Here is an 18,022-nt window from a genome sequence, read left to right as displayed (position 1 = left end):
TGTTAAAATTAAACGCATGCGGGAGTAGTTCAGTGGTAGAGCGTCAGCTTCCCAAGCTGAATGTCGCGGGTTCGAATCCCGTTTCCCGCTCCAAAGGGATCGTGGGGAAGATTTTTATCTTCCCCACGATCCCTTTAAAATTCAAAGTATATGGAGACTAATCACTTGGTTGATGGTTAGTCCTCTATGGATATTATTCCTTATTGTATACAAAAAGTATATACCGGATTTCGGAAAAGCAAATTTATCATGAATAATAATATACCCTATGCCAATAGCGCTCCCTATTATAATAATCTCCATGATAGAATGCGCAAGGCCCATAAGGAACTCCAAGTACATGAAATAGGGTAGGCAGTCAACAGATAGAAATGTGAAGTCGTTACCCAGAGCAATAGCTTTATAATTTGTATTAGAGTATTTTAGAAAAATCATTTAATTTAACTTGACTCTAAAAAGAGAATTGTGATATTATTTATTTAATCGAGTAGCTTTAACGCGTAAGTCCAGATGATGGGCTTGCGCGTTTTTTTGTTGCGCAAAAAGCAGGTGACCCACTATGGCTGTCCAAGTCACTCGCAAATTTTTAAGGGGGAAAAAGTAACAATGCCGAAAACTAAATTCCAGAGCCTTGTTTTTGGTGCCATGATGTCAATTATCATGGCCTACGGTATGGAATTGTACAATGTTGCCCGGAAAATGGGCGGGATGAGCAACTCTGTCTTTCTTCCCGCACTGATTGAGACATCTTATATGTGTCTGTTTGTATTTGTGATTTCAAGTTTGTTCGGAAATAAAGTCGGTCAAAAACTCGCTTTTAAACATGTCACACCCGGAAAGGATAATCCTTTTTTTATTACAATTATGATATCCAGCTGCACTGTCGGTTTTATGTGTCCTGCCATGAGTCTGATTGCAACAGTTATCTTTTCAGGTATCAGCAATCAGTTCGTTGCAAACTGGTTCGCAACGATTGTGAAGAATTTTCCTATGGCCATCTTTTGGCAGCTATTTTTCGCAGGGCCTATAGTCCGGTTTTTGTTTCGAACAATTTTCCGAAAACAGTTGGTTGACAATTGCAGCAGAGAAACTAATCAAGTTTTAATACAAGGAGCAGTAAAAAATAATGAATAGTAAGAATGCCAGCGTACATGGGCCTAAACTGTGGACCAGAAATTTTATGTTCATTATCATTATTAACTTTTTAGTTTTCGTAAGTCATATGATGATCTTATCGACTTTTCCATTTTATATCCAAAGTATGGGAGGCTCTGTGGCAACTGCCGGGTTGGCGGCTGCTCTATTTTCTTTAGTCGCGGTGATATGCAGGCCGTTTATTGGCTGGATGCTGAACAATGGGAAAAGGAAAACAATCCTTTTGATAGGGATTGCTGGAATGGCTTTGATGCCTTTAGGATATATGGCGATTTCCATTTTAGCCTTAGTTTTTGTAGCGCGGATGATACACGGTGCATCGCTGGCATGTTCCAATACTACAAGCAGTACGATTGCTACTGACATCATCCCGAAAGAAAGGTTTGCCGAAGGTATGGGCATGTTCGGTGTGAGTACTGCCTTAGCCACAGCCTGCGCTCCAGCTTTGGGCCTTTTATTAATGGGTTGCCTGGGGTATAATGTACTGTTTTTGTCTGCGACAGGCTGCATGATTATTGCATTCGTTCTTTTTCTGCTACTTAAAGCGCCCAAGATTTCAGTGAAGAAAACTCCTCTTAGTTTTAAGCAGTTGATTGAAAAAGATGCACTTCCGGCTTCTACTATCATGCTGGTATTTTTGTTTACCTTTGGAGCTCTGGAAAACTTTACTGCACTGTTTGCAAGTAAAAACGGACTTCCAAGCGGCGGCATATTTTTTACTATCATGGCCTGTATGCTTTTTGTGACAAGGGCCACCGTTGGCAAAGTAGCGGATAAAAAAGGAGAAGGCACTTTTGTTTATACTTGTAATGCATCGATGTTTCTTGCGTTTCTGCTCATGGCCTTCGTACCTAATACCGTAACTTTTTTTGTAGCTGCCGTCTTTGCCGGATACGGATTTGGCGGTCTGGAACCAGCTCTTCAGTCGATGGCTGTTCATATTGCACCGCCGGAAAGACGCGGTTCAGCTAATTCTACGTTTCTTTGCGCTTATGACATCGGTATCGGCCTCGGCGGCGGAATTGCAGGTTACTTAATTTCTGGTTTGGGATTTAAATGGATGTTTGCGATTCTTTCACTTGCGAATGTTGTTTCTGTTATCCTATATATCGTGTGGGGTCGAAAGCATCCGTCGTCTTTCTCCTATGCAAAAAATGTTCAAGTTGAAGCTATTATTTAGCGATGACTTGTAATAAAATTTCTGCATCCCAATGTTCAATATTTTTATATAAATAGTTTAGAAAACTATACTCAAAAGTAATAAATTATGCTTATGCACAAATTATTTGCGCAATTTCACTCAGAGTAGAACAATTTTAAAATTGGTTGACACTGAAAGCAAAAAGTTAAATAATAGAATCATGTAAAGATCTCAAAACAGAGAGGTAAAATATGAATGATTCAAATCAAGAGCATACTGCTACAAATCGATCTTTAGACAAAGCGTTTGAGATCCTTGAATTTTTGGCGCATTATGGAATTCCTCAGAGCCCCCCGGCGATCAGCTGGAAGCTTACGGACTTTTATTGCATTTCAGTTCCTGTTTTTGCTTCCAAACAAAAATTCATCGCGGCGATCAGTATTCGGGGGAGTGAATCTTTTGTGAGAGAAAATAAGGATATCCTATTAAAGGATATCCTTGACATGGGAAGACGTATGTCCACCGGTATGAATTATCTTCCCACTTTATGTGAGCAGTGCAGAAATATAGAAAGCAGATAATGCGAAATCCGACAGAGCTGCGGACTGAAATTTAAAAACAAGCATAGAGAGAAGAATTCTAAAACAATGACGATAGGAGTATTTGATTCGGGTTTAGGCGGACTGTCTGTATTGCACTGCGCTCAGAAGATGTTGCCGAATGAAAGCTTTATTTACTATGCTGATGAAAAGCACGTTCCATACGGAGAAAAAACGCCGGAAGAGATTCGGCTGTTGGTAAATGACATATTTAACTTTATGCTCCACAAAGACGTGGATGCTATTATCATTGCGTGTAATACGGTAACAAGCGTATTGACAACGGTATACCGAAAGCGGTTTCCCGTACCGATCATAGGGATGGAACCCGCTGTGAAAAAAGCAATTGATATATACGGTGCGGAAAAAAAGAAAATCCTTGTTGTGGCAACACCAGTAACAATCAAAGGAAAGAAACTGCATAATCTTATGGAGAGAGTCGATTCACGAAAAAAGGTCGATCTGGCAGAGCTTCCCCAACTTGTGCGCTTTGCGGAAAAAGGCATCTTTTCCTCTGCCCAGGTCGGTGAATATCTGCGGCAGGCGCTGCAATCCTATGATCTTCCATCGTACGGAACCGTTGTGCTTGGGTGTACTCATTTCAATTATTTCAAAAATGAGTTTCAGAAGCTGTTTCAGAGCGCCCCCCACTTTGTCGATGGAAACGAGGGAACGGTCCGCCAGATGATGAGAGTACTTTCACTATCGACGGAAGCTGGTGGCAACGGAATCACCGAGTACTACTTTTCCGGTAAACCAGTTGGCGGATCTGACTTGAAACTGATAAATTCCTGTATGATACAATTGGATCAGGTCTTTGACATCAATTAAATCAATTGACAAAATATTTCCGTGAGATTATGAGCATACTGAGCGATCAGGCAAAGAATCTGAGCCTCCCGCTCAAAAAAGTAAAATAGCTGCGGAATGTTGCGGCTTCTGTTTCTGCTCATTCTCTCCTTCCTTTCGTTATATTTTTCGTTCCAACGCGTCTTGACCCGCCGAAGGCGATGACCCTGAACTGGTTCTGGCGCGGGTGATGAAATAGCAGACAATTGCTATGAAATAAATTCCCAGTACGATAAAAATCAATTTCCCCTGTTTTAAAATAGAAATCAAAATCCCGCTCACTACGACCAAATCCATTAACAACGCAATGATGGGAACGATCGGATAAGCGACCCGATAAGGACGTTTCAGATCCGGCTGACGCAAGCGCAGGCGAAAAACCGAAAAGATGCACAGCAGCGTCATAACAGCTGAGCCAGAAGTGGAAATGCATACCAAAGCATTCACTTTCCCAATCAGTACGCACACTAAACCGATCGCACTGATCCATTTCAGTGCCCGGTCCGGGACGCTGCGCTGATTCAGGCGGGCAAGCGGCGCTGGAAGGAAACGATTGCGCGCCAGAGTGTAACCCTGCCTGGAATAGCCAATCATCACCCCCTGCAGACTTGCGATCAGAGCAAATAATCCTATGCCGCCGAGAATTCTGACAATCGGGCTGCCCAGTCCGAAAATGTTTGCGGCTACGGTTGGCAATGGAGAATCCGTGCTGGTGATCAGTGCCGTGCTTGCTGTGCCCGCCGTAATGACAAGCACTGAAACAGTTAGAACGGCAAGCGTAAGAACAGACGCGATAAACGCTTTGGGCATATCTGATTCCGGAGCCTTGCATTCCTCCGCATCCATCGCACCGCTTTCGACAGCCAAGTAAAACCACACAGCATACGGGACCGCCGCAAGAACGCCGGAAGCGCCGTTGGCAGGCTGAGAACTTGTCATTAGCCTGCCTGGGTCCACATGTACCATCTCGGCAAGGCAGTACAGCACGATACCCAAAACCGCAATCAGCGTCACGGCCAGTTCCACATTTGCCCCCAGCTCCGCACTTCGGCAGTTAATGAAAACGAAAAGAACATAAAAAAATACGGAGGCGGCTAAGGCCGGTATTGGCGGAAAAAACATGTGAATGTAGGCGCCAACCGAAATTGAAATCGCAGGCGCAGCAAAAAGATATTCCATCACGACGGAAAGGCCCGCCAGATATCCCCAGAACCGCCCGAACGCTTTTTCCGCGTAGGCCGCCGGTCCCGCGGAACTGGGAATCGCAGTCGCAAGTTCCGAATAACACAGAATAAACGTGATATAAAAAGCTGTTACAATTCCGTAGGCAATCAACATTCCCTTGAAATCCGTGTAACTAAATCCGTAGTTCCAACCATAGGTCATGCCGGAAACGACGGAACCGACGCAGATGCCCCATAGCTTGATTGGCGTGAGGGTCCGCTTCAACGACGAGTTTTCGTGAGTCAACGAGAAAACCTCCTTCTAAATGGGATACACTTGGGTTTTAGACTGTTTTGCGAAGTGAAATTAAAAGCAGGCTGTCAAAACTGCTGGCAGCCTGCTGAAAGCCGGAAATATGTAACACAGAGCGCCTTGACCTAACAACGTTCCCGATCAATCTTCATTGTATATCTTATTGATCAGGAACAGAAAATCCTTCGCCGAGACCTCGCGGGGATTACTTGGAGTCGAAACATTCTTCTCGGCCGCCTCCGCAATCGAGGGGAAGTCCTTGGGATTAACGCCCCTGATGTCCCTCAATTTAGGAATCCCGACGTCTTTGCAGAGTTTTCTTAGCTCTTCCACACCCGCCATCGCGGCGGCTTCAGACGACATTCCGCTGATATTCACACCCAGCGCCTTTGCCAATTCCGCGTGTTTTTCCGGATCTGCGGGAATGTTGAATTCCGTGACCGCAGGCAACCCGACCGCACAGGCGACGCCGTGAGGCGTATCGTACCGGCCCCCCAAGGCTTCCGCTATGCAATGAACCGCGCCTACGTCCGAATAGCCGAACGCAATGCCGGCAATCGTGCTGCCAAGCATCATGCCGGTGCAGGACTCCAGATCGGGATGGGCGACCGCCTTGCGGAGATTCTTGGAAATGAGATCGATGGCATACAGGGAATATGCCTCCGTATGCGGGTTGGCCAGTTTGCAGGTATACGATTCCACGGCGTGGGTCATTGCGTCGACGCCGGTGGCCGCCATGATGTGGGACGGCAGACGCAGCAGAACCGTTGGGTCAACAAGCGCCGTCTTGGCCGCCGCCTTAGGATCAAAAATGTTCAGCTTGACGTGAGTTTTTGTGTCCGTTACAACCGCGAAGGGCGTCACCTCGCTGCCCGTTCCGGCGGTGGTGGGAATGGCAATCAGCGGCGTAACCTCGCGCTCCAGCAATTGAAAACCGCACCAATCCTGAACCGCTTTGCCATGGGTCAGCAGCGTGCCGATCACCTTGGCCGTGTCCATGGAACTTCCGCCGCCGACCGCCACCAGGCAATCGACGCCTTCTTTTTTTGCCAGCCGGTATCCCTCTTCACAATGGTAGTCTCTCGGATTCGGCACAATCTGATCATAGACGGTGTAGGGGATCCCCTCTCGCTTCAGACTCTCCTCCACCGGCGCAGTCAGACCCGCGCCGATAACGCCCTTATCCGCGACCAGCAGTACCTTTGTGGCGCCTAATTCTCTGGCCTTCTTTCCGGTCTCTTTACTAATGCCCTCTCCAAAAAAGATCGATGTCGGCAGGGAAAACTCATAATTCTTCAAGCTCATAATGTCCTCCTATATGTTTTTCTGCGGGCAGTGTGTCGGGACCGTCGGAAATCCGGGTTTTCTTTGCCTCCAGAAGATAGGCTCCTTGGCCGATCGCCGCCTTGACCTTGCTCATGACTTCACCATCTTCTTTCCTTCATCCACCTCCGACGGAATCAACCGGCAAATATTCAAATCCAGCCCGAATACGGCCTCTGAGCTGTTGCATGGTGAAGCCAGTCGATCAGAGTGATGAAATCAAACACCGGCAACTGCGTTGCAGCCTGAATATCCGCCGCATAGGGCGGCATATCGCTGCACTCAAGCAAAATGGCCCCGATGCTGCCGTCCTTTTTTAAAAGCTCGGTTGCTAAGCTGACTATTTCATCGCGCGCTTTTCCATTGTCCATATATCCCGCCATATCGACAACGGCGTTCGCAAAGTGTTTTGTATGCCTGGTGTCCTGGACCACCAGATTGTCAGTCCTGGTCACACAACAATTCTCAAATAATTTTTTTGTCATGGAGGCCGCGTTTGCCGTAAGGATCCCGATCTTCTGATCCGGCTTCAGCATCGCCTGAATCATTGGGATCTGAACCAGGCTCGACATTGCCACGGGCACGTCGAGCGCCTCTGCAACCAGTTTATGGTAGTTCCCGAAAAATCCACAGGCAGAACAGATCGCCCTGACTCCCTCTTTTTCGACCATATGTCTGGCGGCAAGGATAATGTCGTCGGCGATCGCCGGGTCTCCCTCGAAAAGCCGGGTGTTTGTAAGATGAGGCACGGCCATCATCCTGACCGGGAAATGATAGGTACAGGCATTTACGACATTGCCCGGCATCATGGGATAGTTGACATGCTCTATGTACAGGATTCCCACGGAATAACCTGCAATCTGCTGATTTGGTATGTTGCGTATGAAACAATCGTCATTCCCAGGGTGAATGTAACCGTATTGTCTTCCTTCCAATTTTTCCATTGTAATCATCCCGCCTCCATCGTTTCAGTTGCAGAAATTGATTTGTTTTTCTCTAAGATGTCAGGCGAAGCCGCTTTCACGACAAACTTCTTTCTTTGTTTGACTGCCGTATGCTTTCGTTTTTCATATATTCGGCTATTTCCTCCTCTGTTTTTTCTTTCGCCGTCAAACATTTGGCCAGAAGGAATATAGTCCCGCCAAACAGTAAAACAACGATCAGAACTAATGTTACGATCGTCGTCGCCGACAAAGCGTTTTCCATTGGCCTCGCGGTAGAAGTCTCTCCCGTTATCAAGAACGGGAACAACGAATTTGCCATGATGATCAGCATAATAGGTGTCGCTACAAATTTAACAAAGCCCGTAAACCATTTTCCCAGCCTGATATCACCGGAAGGATTCAGGAAATTGGCCCTGATTTTTTCCACTCCATAGATATAGCCATAGACAATAGCGCCAATTCCGGCTGTCACGATGAAGCCATAGTTCCCTGAAAAGTTATTCCAGAAATCGTAAAACGACTCTCGGTAAGCGGCTATGACTGCGGCGACGATGTTGATTCCTCCGAAAATGAAGACGGCTTTTTTCCTTGACCAGCCAAAACCGTCGGCGAAGGAAGCAACAATAACCTCAAGCTGAGCGATCGCCGAAGAAATCCCGGCAAAGAAGATCGCTATAAACACCAGAGCGCCGATCAAAGCTCCTCCGGGGAGTTTTGAGAACAAAGTCGGCAGCACGATAAATATTAATTTGGACCCTGATTCCGGATTCAGTCCCATGGCTATACACGCCGGGATAATAGCCATTCCTGTAATGACGCCGACACAGCAGCAGAGTAAACAGACGGTAGTCATCGTCAAAGTGACGTCGCTCGTTTTGCTCAAGTGGCTCCCGTACACCAATACGCATCCCGGGCCGACACCCACTGAAAATAACGCCTGCCCCATTGCGGCGACCCATACGTCCGGTTTAGCCAGGACGGAGAGGTCCGGTTCTATGTACCAGTTATATCCTTTGCTGATTCCGTCTATACAGAAGATTCCGAAGAATATGGCAACGATGAAAAAAAGGAACATGAGAGGAATCATAATCTTGCTGACCTTTTCGATCCCTCCGCTTACTCCCTTGGCCAGTATGACCGCGGTGGCAATGACCAGCACGACCGAAATGACCGCCATAAGCGCGTGGTTCGCACTGAAATTGTCATAGATCAGCTCCGGGCGCACCGTGTTCCATTTGCTCGTCGCGCTTGCATACGCAAAATAGACGCTGGCGCTTACAACGATAAAATAGAAAAAGTTCATGGAATAATAAGAGAAGGCAAACACTCCGCCGAACACTTTTCCCGCCTTTTTGCTTTTCAAGGACACTTCAAAGGCCTGCATAAGTCCCTTCCCCAGACCTTTTCCGAGGCCGCACTCCACCAGTGCGAGGGGCATCACAACCACCACCAGACAAGCGATGTAGGCTATGATAAACGAGCCTCCGCCAAATTGCCCCACCATATAGGGAAAGCGCCAAACATTTCCCATGCCGATGCACATACCGGCCATCGACATGATCGCGCCAAACCGGCCCGCGTAGCTTTCAGTTTCCACGCCATTGCTCGTATCGCTCATATACAACTCTCCTTCCTAAAACAATTGCTTTCAGCGCAGGCGTCGATCCCGGCCCTCCTTTGACATCGTGAAGATCCCCGCCGCTCCGAAGAATGTCCCGATGATACCAAAAGAAAAGCCCGTTCCGGCCGTATGTTCCCCAAATCCAGCCGGCCAACAGCACACTGGCTGAAAGGGTCTTCAGTGTTTCATCATGTTTTTCTCCCCTGAAATCGCTCTCTTTTGTTCTGCTAAAAGCATAACCTCCAAGCAAACAATTGCTTCTTGTTCACTTAGAGGTTATCACCTTCTCCATATTGCTCTTTAATTATTTGACAGAGTACCCAAGGTTGATCAGCTCCTGCCTGATTTTCGCCTTTACCTCGTCCGTGGCATCCGTCAAAGGCTTCCGCAGTTTGCCGCCTTTGATCCCGATCATGTCCAGGCCGGCCTTCGTTGAGCCCGGATACGGATTGCCAGGCACTTCCATCAGATCGTAGATCCCCATCATTTTACGGTTCAGTTCGCGCGCCGCCTTGTAATCCTCCTTCTTCGCCAGCTCGTAGAGCTGGGAAACTTCTTTCGGAAGCAAGTTGACGAGGATCCCGAAAGCCCCGTCGCCGCCGATCGCAAGGGTGGGGAGGATAAAGTGCTCGTCGCCGGTAAATACGCTGAAGTTGTCGACATCCTTCGTCAAAGCAAGCGTTTTACACAGGTGACCGAACTCTCCGGATTCCTTGACGCACACGATATTGTCCACCTGGCTCAGTTCATAGATCAACTCAGGCGACAGGTCCACGGCCGTAGCGGAAGGATAGTAGTAAATCACGATTCCAACTCTCGATTTTGCGGCGATCTCCTTATAGAACTCCACAATCCCTCTTTCGCTTGTCTGATGATAATATGGAGGAGGAACCAATCCATACACGGCCCCCTGGTCTGCGGCATAATTGGCGAGTTCGATGGTATCCTTTGCCGTAAAGCATCCGACGCCCGCCATGACGGGCACTCTTCCGGCCGCATATTCACACCCGGCCTTAATTAAACTTTTGCGTTCCTCTTTCGTCATCACATGGTATTCGCCCGTAGTGCCTCCGACCAAAAGGCCGTGAACCCCGTTTGTAATGACATGGTCGATGATTTTCTTATAGGACGGAAAATCAATGCTTTCGTCGTCGTTAAACGTGGTGATCAGCGGAACAAAAATACCCTTTGGAGCTTTTTTCATTTTGATTCCCTGCTTTCTATAAATTAATAAATTATTCCTCTTCGAACCCGGTGAAAGTTTTGCCCTTAAACCTTGAGAACTTTAATTGGTCGCTGTCAAAGTCGGTTTTTTCGCCCGTCATAAGCTGCGCCACCATTTTGCCCGTAATTGGGGACAAACTGATTCCGTCGCCCTCATGTCCGGCCGCTATCCAAAATCCCGGTACCTCTTCAACCTCCGAGACGATCGGCAGATGCCCCACGCAATATGGCCTGACACCGGAATAGGCCCGAATCATGTTGACTTCTTTCAGGATCGGGAAGAACCGGATACTTCTTTCGGCGATGGCCCTCATCACTTCGATTTCCGGAGCGATGCTGAACCCTTTGTATTCCCGGTTTCCGCCGATCAGGAAATTATCTGCGTCGGTCGGCTCGATCGCGAAAGCGACATTGTTCTTTTCCACCAAATCGCTGACGTTCCTTTTGAAATTTATGTCCTCGAATTTCGACAACATGTAACCGAACTCATGCACTTTCTGGTGGCAGATCTTCGTGGTCTTTTCAGACACCAGGTTGGTTCCCTTTCTCGGGAAAATCGGGATGTCAATTCCCACCAGCTTTCCAAGCTCAGGCGCCCAGACGCCGGCGCAGTTAATAACCGTCTTCGTATTGATCTTGCCTTTGTCCGTTACGACGCTTTCGACCGCGCCTTTTTCGTCACGGCCAATCCCAACTACCTTCGTGTGGTCGAAGAGCTTCAGCCCAAGCTTCTTTGATTCTTCCACAAACGCAAAACAAAGTTTCAGAGGATTCATGGCGGAATCAGGGACCGTCCAGATGCCGCCCTGTAAATCCTTTGCCAGATACGGTTCCATCTGCTGCATCTCATAATTGCCTACCAGATGCATATCATAGCCGTCCGCCTGCTGCTGCTTGACGTATTCGCTGGCAACCTCCAACTCCTGCTCGGTCTCACAGACATACAGGCTGCCCGGCTGATGAAACTCAAAGTCATAGGAAAAATCATGCGCCAACTGCTTAAACACCTGAATGCTTTCATAGCCCATTTGGGTGTCGATTCCCGGCTTTTTATCGCAGATCAGCGCTACCGCATCACAATGGCCCGAGGTGCCGCCTGCCACGTCTCCTCTTTCAACCAGTGCAACGCCGAATCCCTTTTTCGTGAGATGGTAGGCAACGCTGGAGCCGATGGCTCCGGCCCCGACTACGACAACGTCAAAACTGCTCATTGATCGTCACCTCCTACCAGCGAGCCGAATGTAATGGGTCTTACCGGAGGGCGCGGCGTCGACGAACTGATTTCCTCAGCGGAATTTCCCAGTTCCTGCCTGATAATTGCCTGAACCAGCTTCTCGCAGGTACGCCCCTGGCACAGCCCCATACCGGCTCTCGTTCTTCGCTTAACGCCCGTGACATCGCGCGCTCCCTGCCGGATCGCTTCTTTAATCTCTCCGACGGTGATTTCTTCGCATCTGCATACAAGCATATCGTCATCAGTAAATTTGCTCATTGCTATTCCCCCTTTCCTGAAGTTAAGATCAAGAACGTTGTAAGCGTTTAATACTCCGCACTTCCTCGACTTTATCCAGATCCACGGCGACCGTAACGACAGGAGTCCTGTCAAAGCTCTGCGGATTCAGGACTCTGACGACCGTTCCCTTGCCCACCGCTTTGCCGCTCCGGTCGACAGCTTCGACTTCCTGCCCTTTTTGAGGCGTGGGATAGTATTCGTATGGAAAGGATACCGTTCCCTGCGTTGCCGAATAGGTTTTATCCACGACAAAAATTGCAAGGCCCGGGCATCTCGCAACGCACATACCGCAGCCCGTGCATTTATTTTCATCAAGGCACGGAAGATTCGTAATGGGTTCTCCGATATGGATCGCTCCGAAATTGCACGCCCCCTCGCAGGGGTTGCAGGGAATCTGACGCGTACACTCGATCACCGCTACGGGGCCTTTTTGAAAACGCTCTTCCGAGGGATACTTTGTTTGTGCCTTTAACTCCTCTAAAGTTAAAAAGCCTTCAGTCTCCAATGGCATGCTTCATCACCTCTTGTTCCTTTTTATTGTGACACGCCGGTCAGTTCTTGAAAGGTCTCTATCTGTCTTTCCTTCGCTTTCATGCGCGCCTCTCCATGGGGACCCGATCTGAGGCCGTTGAGCCTTTCCCAAGTTTCGCTCTTGAGCTTGGCAGCCTCTTCAGGAGCCAGCTTGCCGATGGATTCCGCCACCGCGACGCCGGCCAGCCTTCCTTCCTCCAGCGCGGTGTTCGCCTCTTCGACACCGGTTAAATCGCCAACAACATAAATGCCCCGGCAGGTGGATTCCATATTCCGGTCGTGTATGGGAGCCCAGCCTCCCAAAATAGGATCGAACTTTGTTTTGCAGCCGCCCATCGCAGCCAATTCCACCAAGGGCTTTAATCCTGCCGCTATTGCGATCGCATCCACCTCAAATGTTTTTTCCGATCCAGGAACCGGCTGCCATTTATTGTCAACTTCGCAGATCGTGGCTTCTTTCACCCGGCCTTCTCCTCTTGCCTCCAAGACCGTATGCCTTGTATAAATCGGAACTCCCGCCCTCGCGATCTTTGCGGCGTGAACGGCATATCCGCCGATTTTCGGGGCCGCCTCCACCAATGCGACCACATCCGCGCCGGCCTGCATGAGCTGATAAGAAACGATAAGCCCCACGTTTCCCGATCCGATCATCAGGATCCTTTTGCCCGGCAGCACGCGGTTGACATTGACCATCGTCTGCGCCGCGCCCGCTCCCATCACGCCGGGCAAAGTCCAGCCTTTAAAACGGACCACATTCTCCGAAGCACCGCAGGCGATCACGATCTTCTCCGCCTCTACAATCCGGACTGTTTTGTTCTTTTCGTCCGTGCCCGTCTCAACGGCGATCTGCTTATTATCGAACAGTCCGATCGCCACGCTGTTCAGCCAAACCTCCACGTGCAGATCTTCCGCTTCCTTCAGGAGCTTTTTCCCGATGTCGATCCCTCGTACCCCGGCACCATGAGCTCTGGAACCGAAGAATTTATGTATTTGCTTAAACAACTGGCCGCCTGCTTTTTCATTCGCGTCGACCACCAAAACTTTTACTCCTCTTTTTGCAGCCTCGATGGCGGCCGACATTCCCGACGGCCCTCCGCCGATCACGACGAGTTCCTTTTTAATCACCGACATCGCCAGCGCCCCTCTTTCCTAAACCGTACTGGGTCTCAATGACCATTCCTTCCCTGACGGGGGTAACGCAGGTCCGAACGTTGGGCTTGCCATCCACAATCATGGCGCAGTCGGTACATTGACCGATTCCGCAGAACAGTCCCCGCGGTTCTTTTCGCTTCACTGTGTATCTGTTGATAATGATTCCGTTTGCGAGCAGTACCGCTAAAATCTTTTCGCCCTCCTTTGCTTTCATCTTTTTTCCGTCGACAGTAATTTCTACAATTTTCCCGGGGTCATTTGCTCCCAAAACGACATGATCAGCAACCCTTAAGTCCATTATGACAACCTCCTCTGTCACGATTTCACCATTTATATAAAAGCATAGGCCATACCAATCTCCGCTTCCACGAAAAATAAGATGCCATGGCAAGGTCCCGACCATTGATTTTGCTGGAAATTTTAATAAATAAAAAACACAGGCCCGCCGTTCTTCTTTAAACGGCGGGCCTGTGTTTTTTTATAAATTTGTGCGGGACTGCACACAGCTTTCATTTCATCAGTCACAAAGCGGCAAGCCATCCGCTTTTTCAAGCTTGTGCGATTTTGCACAAACTGTTCTGAATTGCATCAGCCGGGTTAATATCTCCGGCCTATGCCGAAGGGCCGCAAAGAGAAAAGATGCCCGGAACAAGGGCATCTCTTTTCCATTCGAGCACGCTGTTTTCCGGCGTCCTCCGGATTTTATTCCAAATCACGGCTTAATTTCCCCAATGACAGTCGGGAAAGCGGCGGCATTGCAATTGGACTATTCAAAATGCACCTCGATTTTATACTTCTGAAGCTTTCTGGAAACCGTACTTCGGTCTATCTTTAACAGATCGGCCATTTCCTCCATACTTTTCGATTTCTTCATCGCTTCAGCCAATAAATCCTTTTCCACGAGATCGACCGCCTCTTTCAGAGAAGAAACATGATCAATGGACAACATTCCGAGATTCGAATTATGTCTGCACTTTAATAACTTTTCAGGAAGATTTTCACAGGTAATGATATCTGAATTAGATGTCACGATCAGATATTCGATTACATTTTCCAATTCCCTTACATTTCCCGGCCAGCCATAGTCCAATAAATATCTTAACGCCGCCGGTTCAATCTGCGTATTCAAATGATATTTTTCGCTGAATCTTTTTAAAGTGTCTTCGATTAACGGTTGAATGTCTTCTCTTCGGTCTTTTAAGGGAGGGATTGTAATCGGCACAACATTCAGCCGGAAATATAAATCTTCCCTGAATTTTTTCTGTTCGACCATTTCTTCTAGATTTCTATTTGTTGCGGCAATAATTCTGATATCCACCGGTATGGGTTCTTTTCCGCCTATTCTGGATATTTCCTTATCCTGAAGCACGCGCAGCAGTTTCATCTGCAGATTCATCGGCAGTTCCCCTATCTCGTCCAGGAAAAGCGTCCCTTTGTTGGCTAATTCAATTAACCCGATCTTGCCTCCCTTTTCGGCTCCGGTAAAAGAACCGCTTTCATACCCGAAAAGCTCCGATTCCATTAAATTTTCCGGAATGGATCCACAATCTATTTTAATAAACGGGCCCTTTTTCCGATTGCTGCTGTTATGGATGATTTTGCTCAGCACTCCTTTGCCGACACCGGACTGACCCTGAATCAGGACAGTCGAATCAACTTTGGCCACCCTGACGGCAAGATTAATTATTTTCTTCATTTCAGGGCTTTTCGCCACTACTTCTTTGGGCTTCGATTGCTCCCAACGCAGGAATTCCAATTCGTTCTGATATTTCTTCGCAAGCTCCTGTGTTTTCTTCAATTCATCTTCTATTTTATTGAGATTCCTCGTGTCGTTGATCACCCTGATAATTACGCCGTCAGAAACAATGTCATTAAATACGCTGACTTCATTCCTTTTTTGAATGTTCTGAATGACATGCACCTTTTCACTTTTTACCGCGTAATTGGAAGCATCGATATTGCTTTTATTCGATATGATTTTATCCGTGAGACCCTTTACATACTGACTGTTTGTATTGACGCTTAAAGTGCTTCCCTTATTGACAGTAATATAAATTCCATCGTTATTGGACTCGAATATTGCATCAAAGCTGCTTCCCAGCCTATCGTAATTTATATCGCCGTCATGACCCACCATCCCCGCGATGTCATCGAGGCTTTTCCCAATCACCTGCATATACTCTTTGCTCGGCAAATAGCACTTCTGGAAGAGTTTGTTCACAAAGCCCGAAAAATCGCCGTTTTCATTAACAAAAGGCAGAATTTCCTGTTTGGAATCTTTAAAAGTAAATACATTCCGGTTTTCGCCTGCAACGATGATATCTGTTTCCATAAGCTCTGAAATATTGATATTCCTGTTTCTGCTGTTCAAAAACACAAACAGGTCCAAAATGCCCACTACCTTTTTCCGATCGACCACCGGCAGTTGGATCGCTCTGGCCAATTCAAAAACCTCAAGAATTTTTTTGCGGCTCTTTTCCTGAATATCAATATACAGTTCATTTTCTAAAGCTTCCAATACCCGACGCCCCCCGCCAATCGATTTCTATGTAATCACAATGATTCAGCTTCACGACTTCGCCGCATAAATCAGGTCCGTATCTGCGAGAAAATCTAAATTACACATTGCTGAAACAGCGTTCGCTCTTGTTTCCATGTGGGTGTTGACTTATTGAATTCATGTTCACAAAGAAATTATAACCCGTCACATAGGAATTGTAAATTGGTATAATACTTGCATTTACTTTTAAATTATTATGTGTTATAGATAAAATATTAATTTGCTGTTTGTAATTTCTATCTTTGATGTATAGCCGGAAAAGCAGAACAACAATGGTAAAATAAATGGAATTCATCTTTTGAAATTGGCCAAGCGTTACTAAATCTGAATACGAGCGAAACAGGGCTTCGTAATACTTCCTGTTTTTTGTTGGCACAAGTCATCGGCTCCTAACTTTCCCCCTTCACTGAAATCCTGGCGACAACGCGATCGGTTATTTCGGCATAAAGAAAAGCGGGGGTACTTACCTCCGCCTTGGATCGGGCAACCGTTTTTCTCTGCTCTTCCTCTGTTGGAAAAAGGCCGGGTTGCAGGGTTCGGATTCCCCAAAATTCCCATTGATATATTAGAATGCATGTTCTGCGCTTGTGCGCCTCCGCAGGCTGCCTGTACCGGCCGGAGATCCGCGGGAAACCGGTCGCAGAAATTACCCGATGGACAAAGCCGGCCCGGGACATCGGAATCGGCCCACGGATTTGATTCCGGATATGGTCTCGTCTCAGGCGAACCGTATTGAGGCGAGACGGAGCGGGAACATCGGGCATTGATGGGACATCCGTATCGAGAATTTAGCCAGCTTACGCTCCGATTCACGAATTGCCCGAACCGGAAAGTGTCCTTACGGAAGCGCGCTGATAGAGAACCACTGGAACAATGATTTTAAAGGGAGGAACTCCCTTTTCAGCAGGTGAGTTCTGTTCGGAAGCTACGGCATACTGGGCAAGCAAGGCCGCAAGCTGAGGAATACTTGGGCCCACAGTCGTAAGAGTGGGAGAAGAGTACTGGGACTGCTTGATATTGTCGCCACCGATGATCGAAACATCTTCGGGAACAGACAAGCCCAGGTCGGTCGCCGCTTTCAATGCACCTAAACCCATCATGTCGTTCGCGGCAAACACTGCGGTGGGCGGCGCAGACAAAGCCAAAAGCCTTCTCATGCAGCTATATCCGCTTTCAAATCCCCAGTCGCCGTTCACGACATAGTCCTGGACAATGGGCTGTTTGTTTCTTAACATGGCGGTATAGTAGCCGTCCAGCCTCATCCTGGCTGTGTAGTAATTGGGAATTCCGTTAATCAAAGCAATTTTTTGATGTCCGTTTTCAATGAGATGGCGGAGTGCGATCTGGCTGCCTCCGAAATAGTCGACGGCAATCGAGGGAAAATGTTTATACTCATTTCCGAAAACAATGGAATTGATCTTGTTTTTGTAAGCAAGGTCCAGAATGCTTCTTTCAACGTCACTCACCCAAATCACCGTTTTAACGCCATGTTCGCGAATCAGCGCAGGAAGGTTTTCGTAACTGGTGGCATTGGTGTAAAAAAGAGAATACCCCAGTTTACGGCATTCAGTCTCCAAGTCGTTAAAGAGAAGAGCCATAAACGGTTCGCTGATTTTTGTCACGCTGTTGCCCGGCAGCACAAAGGAAATCCAGTCTGTATCTATCGTTTTCGGTAAAGAGCTGTTTGGGGAAGGGAAAAGGATCTTGCTCCCGGTCCCCGGGATCTTCCGAATCAGATTTTCGTCGGACAGCAACTTCAGGGAGCGGCGTACCGTAGCGCGCTCCACCTGGAATTCTTCGCTTAACTCCCGCTCTGATGGCAGGAATGCCCCTTCCCCATAATTTTCATCGAAAATCCTTTTTTTCAGAATGGTGTATATTTGCAGGTATAACGGCTGGCTGGTTGAAACTGGCTCGCCCTTTTCCATACGGAA

Annotated in this window: 17 protein-coding genes and 1 tRNA gene; 5 read left to right on the top strand and 13 right to left on the bottom strand. The window is 47.7% G+C overall.

Translation table 11 applies throughout. The features are described from left to right. Positions 1-18 precede the first annotated feature (18 nt). The 5 genes from VA597_RS05960 to murI all read left to right on the top strand — a co-directional run bounded on the left by VA597_RS05960 (position 19) and on the right by murI (position 3,726). A tRNA-Gly gene (locus VA597_RS05960) sits at positions 19-93 on the top strand. A 417-nt stretch (positions 94-510) separates the two neighbouring features. After that, on the top strand, positions 511-1,134 hold the full coding sequence (locus VA597_RS05955) for a DUF2798 domain-containing protein (protein ID WP_326975522.1): 624 nt from the start codon (positions 511-513) through the stop codon (positions 1,132-1,134). Next, complete coding sequence (locus VA597_RS05950) at positions 1,127-2,335, top strand: MFS transporter (RefSeq protein WP_326975520.1); 1,209 nt, start codon at positions 1,127-1,129, stop codon at positions 2,333-2,335. The genes VA597_RS05955 and VA597_RS05950 overlap by 8 nt, the downstream gene beginning before the upstream one ends. Before the next feature lie 212 nt (positions 2,336-2,547). Continuing rightward, positions 2,548-2,877 (top strand): hypothetical protein, encoded by a 330-nt coding sequence (locus tag VA597_RS05945; protein WP_326975519.1) that lies wholly within the window; start codon positions 2,548-2,550, stop codon positions 2,875-2,877. A 66-nt stretch (positions 2,878-2,943) separates the two neighbouring features. Then, positions 2,944-3,726: a glutamate racemase gene (gene murI, locus VA597_RS05940; RefSeq protein ID WP_326975518.1), complete on the top strand. Its 783-nt coding sequence runs from the start codon at positions 2,944-2,946 to the stop codon at positions 3,724-3,726. A gap of 138 nt (positions 3,727-3,864) precedes the next feature. Here murI and eat read toward each other — a convergent pair whose 3' ends face one another. From eat to VA597_RS05875, 13 genes are all read right to left on the bottom strand, one after another. Continuing rightward, the gene (gene eat / locus VA597_RS05935; RefSeq protein WP_326975517.1) at positions 3,865-5,214 is read right to left on the bottom strand and encodes an ethanolamine permease; all 1,350 of its coding nucleotides are present in this window, start codon (positions 5,212-5,214) and stop codon (positions 3,865-3,867) included. Between the two features lie 147 nt (positions 5,215-5,361). After that, positions 5,362-6,525 carry an iron-containing alcohol dehydrogenase gene (locus VA597_RS05930; RefSeq protein WP_326975516.1) on the bottom strand — a complete coding sequence of 388 codons (1,164 nt, stop codon included), beginning with the start codon at positions 6,523-6,525 and terminating at the stop codon, positions 5,362-5,364. Then, positions 6,506-6,640: a hypothetical protein gene (locus tag VA597_RS05925; protein ID WP_326975515.1), complete on the bottom strand. Its 135-nt coding sequence runs from the start codon at positions 6,638-6,640 to the stop codon at positions 6,506-6,508. Before VA597_RS05925 ends, VA597_RS05930 begins: the two co-directional genes overlap by 20 nt. A 55-nt stretch (positions 6,641-6,695) precedes the next feature. Next, entirely contained in the window at positions 6,696-7,487 is a 792-nt protein-coding gene (locus VA597_RS05920) for an aspartate/glutamate racemase family protein (protein WP_326975514.1), read from the bottom strand. Positions 7,488-7,563: 76 nt separating this feature from the next. Continuing rightward, complete coding sequence (locus VA597_RS05915; RefSeq protein ID WP_326975513.1) at positions 7,564-9,105, bottom strand: sodium-dependent transporter; 1,542 nt, start codon at positions 9,103-9,105, stop codon at positions 7,564-7,566. A 307-nt stretch (positions 9,106-9,412) separates the two neighbouring features. Further along, complete coding sequence (gene dapA, locus VA597_RS05910; RefSeq protein ID WP_326975512.1) at positions 9,413-10,312, bottom strand: 4-hydroxy-tetrahydrodipicolinate synthase; 900 nt, start codon at positions 10,310-10,312, stop codon at positions 9,413-9,415. Between the two features lie 31 nt (positions 10,313-10,343). Further along, positions 10,344-11,543, bottom strand: coding sequence for an NAD(P)/FAD-dependent oxidoreductase (locus VA597_RS05905; RefSeq protein ID WP_326975511.1), 1,200 nt, complete (start codon positions 11,541-11,543; stop codon positions 10,344-10,346). Then, complete coding sequence (locus tag VA597_RS05900; RefSeq protein WP_326975510.1) at positions 11,540-11,824, bottom strand: (2Fe-2S)-binding protein; 285 nt, start codon at positions 11,822-11,824, stop codon at positions 11,540-11,542. The genes VA597_RS05905 and VA597_RS05900 overlap by 4 nt, the downstream gene beginning before the upstream one ends. Positions 11,825-11,852: 28 nt before the next feature. Next, positions 11,853-12,356 (bottom strand): 4Fe-4S binding protein, encoded by a 504-nt coding sequence (locus VA597_RS05895; protein ID WP_326975509.1) that lies wholly within the window; start codon positions 12,354-12,356, stop codon positions 11,853-11,855. 23 nt (positions 12,357-12,379) lie between these two features. After that, the gene (locus tag VA597_RS05890) at positions 12,380-13,507 is read right to left on the bottom strand and encodes an NAD(P)/FAD-dependent oxidoreductase (protein ID WP_326975508.1); all 1,128 of its coding nucleotides are present in this window, start codon (positions 13,505-13,507) and stop codon (positions 12,380-12,382) included. Next, a complete protein-coding gene (locus VA597_RS05885) occupies positions 13,494-13,826 on the bottom strand; it encodes a (2Fe-2S)-binding protein (RefSeq protein WP_326975507.1) in 333 nt (110 codons plus the stop codon). The genes VA597_RS05890 and VA597_RS05885 overlap by 14 nt, the downstream gene beginning before the upstream one ends. Positions 13,827-14,294: 468 nt before the next feature. Beyond that, positions 14,295-16,046, bottom strand: coding sequence for a sigma 54-interacting transcriptional regulator (locus VA597_RS05880; RefSeq protein ID WP_326975506.1), 1,752 nt, complete (start codon positions 16,044-16,046; stop codon positions 14,295-14,297). 851 nt (positions 16,047-16,897) lie between these two features. Beyond that, entirely contained in the window at positions 16,898-18,016 is a 1,119-nt protein-coding gene (locus VA597_RS05875; RefSeq protein ID WP_128741873.1) for a GntR family transcriptional regulator, read from the bottom strand. Between the last annotated feature and the right edge of the window lie 6 nt (positions 18,017-18,022).

It is taken from the genome of Caproicibacter sp. BJN0012 (genome assembly GCF_035986805.1).
GTDB lineage: Bacteria > Bacillota > Clostridia > Oscillospirales > Acutalibacteraceae > Caproicibacter.
The sequence above is the reverse complement of the archived record's forward strand: the minus strand, read 5'-3'. Positions and strand labels throughout refer to the sequence as shown.

Excerpts from the sequence above, each read along its gene's own strand:
- VA597_RS05885 (WP_326975507.1), bottom strand. The coding sequence starts at position 13,826 with ATGGACTTAAGGGTTGCTGATCATGTCGTTTTGGGAGCAAATGACCCC.
- murI (WP_326975518.1), top strand. The coding sequence starts at position 2,944 with ATGACGATAGGAGTATTTGATTCGGGTTTAGGCGGACTGTCTGTATTG.
- dapA (WP_326975512.1), bottom strand. The coding sequence starts at position 10,312 with ATGAAAAAAGCTCCAAAGGGTATTTTTGTTCCGCTGATCACCACGTTT.
- VA597_RS05900 (WP_326975510.1), bottom strand. The coding sequence starts at position 11,824 with ATGAGCAAATTTACTGATGACGATATGCTTGTATGCAGATGCGAAGAA.
- VA597_RS05925 (WP_326975515.1), bottom strand. The coding sequence starts at position 6,640 with ATGAGCAAGGTCAAGGCGGCGATCGGCCAAGGAGCCTATCTTCTGGAG.
- VA597_RS05930 (WP_326975516.1), bottom strand. The coding sequence starts at position 6,525 with ATGAGCTTGAAGAATTATGAGTTTTCCCTGCCGACATCGATCTTTTTT.
- VA597_RS05955 (WP_326975522.1), top strand. The coding sequence starts at position 511 with ATGATGGGCTTGCGCGTTTTTTTGTTGCGCAAAAAGCAGGTGACCCAC.
- VA597_RS05945 (WP_326975519.1), top strand. The coding sequence starts at position 2,548 with ATGAATGATTCAAATCAAGAGCATACTGCTACAAATCGATCTTTAGAC.
- VA597_RS05890 (WP_326975508.1), bottom strand. The coding sequence starts at position 13,507 with ATGTCGGTGATTAAAAAGGAACTCGTCGTGATCGGCGGAGGGCCGTCG.
- VA597_RS05875 (WP_128741873.1), bottom strand. The coding sequence starts at position 18,016 with ATGGAAAAGGGCGAGCCAGTTTCAACCAGCCAGCCGTTATACCTGCAA.
- VA597_RS05905 (WP_326975511.1), bottom strand. The coding sequence starts at position 11,543 with ATGAGCAGTTTTGACGTTGTCGTAGTCGGGGCCGGAGCCATCGGCTCC.
- VA597_RS05895 (WP_326975509.1), bottom strand. The coding sequence starts at position 12,356 with ATGCCATTGGAGACTGAAGGCTTTTTAACTTTAGAGGAGTTAAAGGCA.
- VA597_RS05915 (WP_326975513.1), bottom strand. The coding sequence starts at position 9,105 with ATGAGCGATACGAGCAATGGCGTGGAAACTGAAAGCTACGCGGGCCGG.
- VA597_RS05920 (WP_326975514.1), bottom strand. The coding sequence starts at position 7,487 with ATGGAAAAATTGGAAGGAAGACAATACGGTTACATTCACCCTGGGAAT.
- VA597_RS05950 (WP_326975520.1), top strand. The coding sequence starts at position 1,127 with ATGAATAGTAAGAATGCCAGCGTACATGGGCCTAAACTGTGGACCAGA.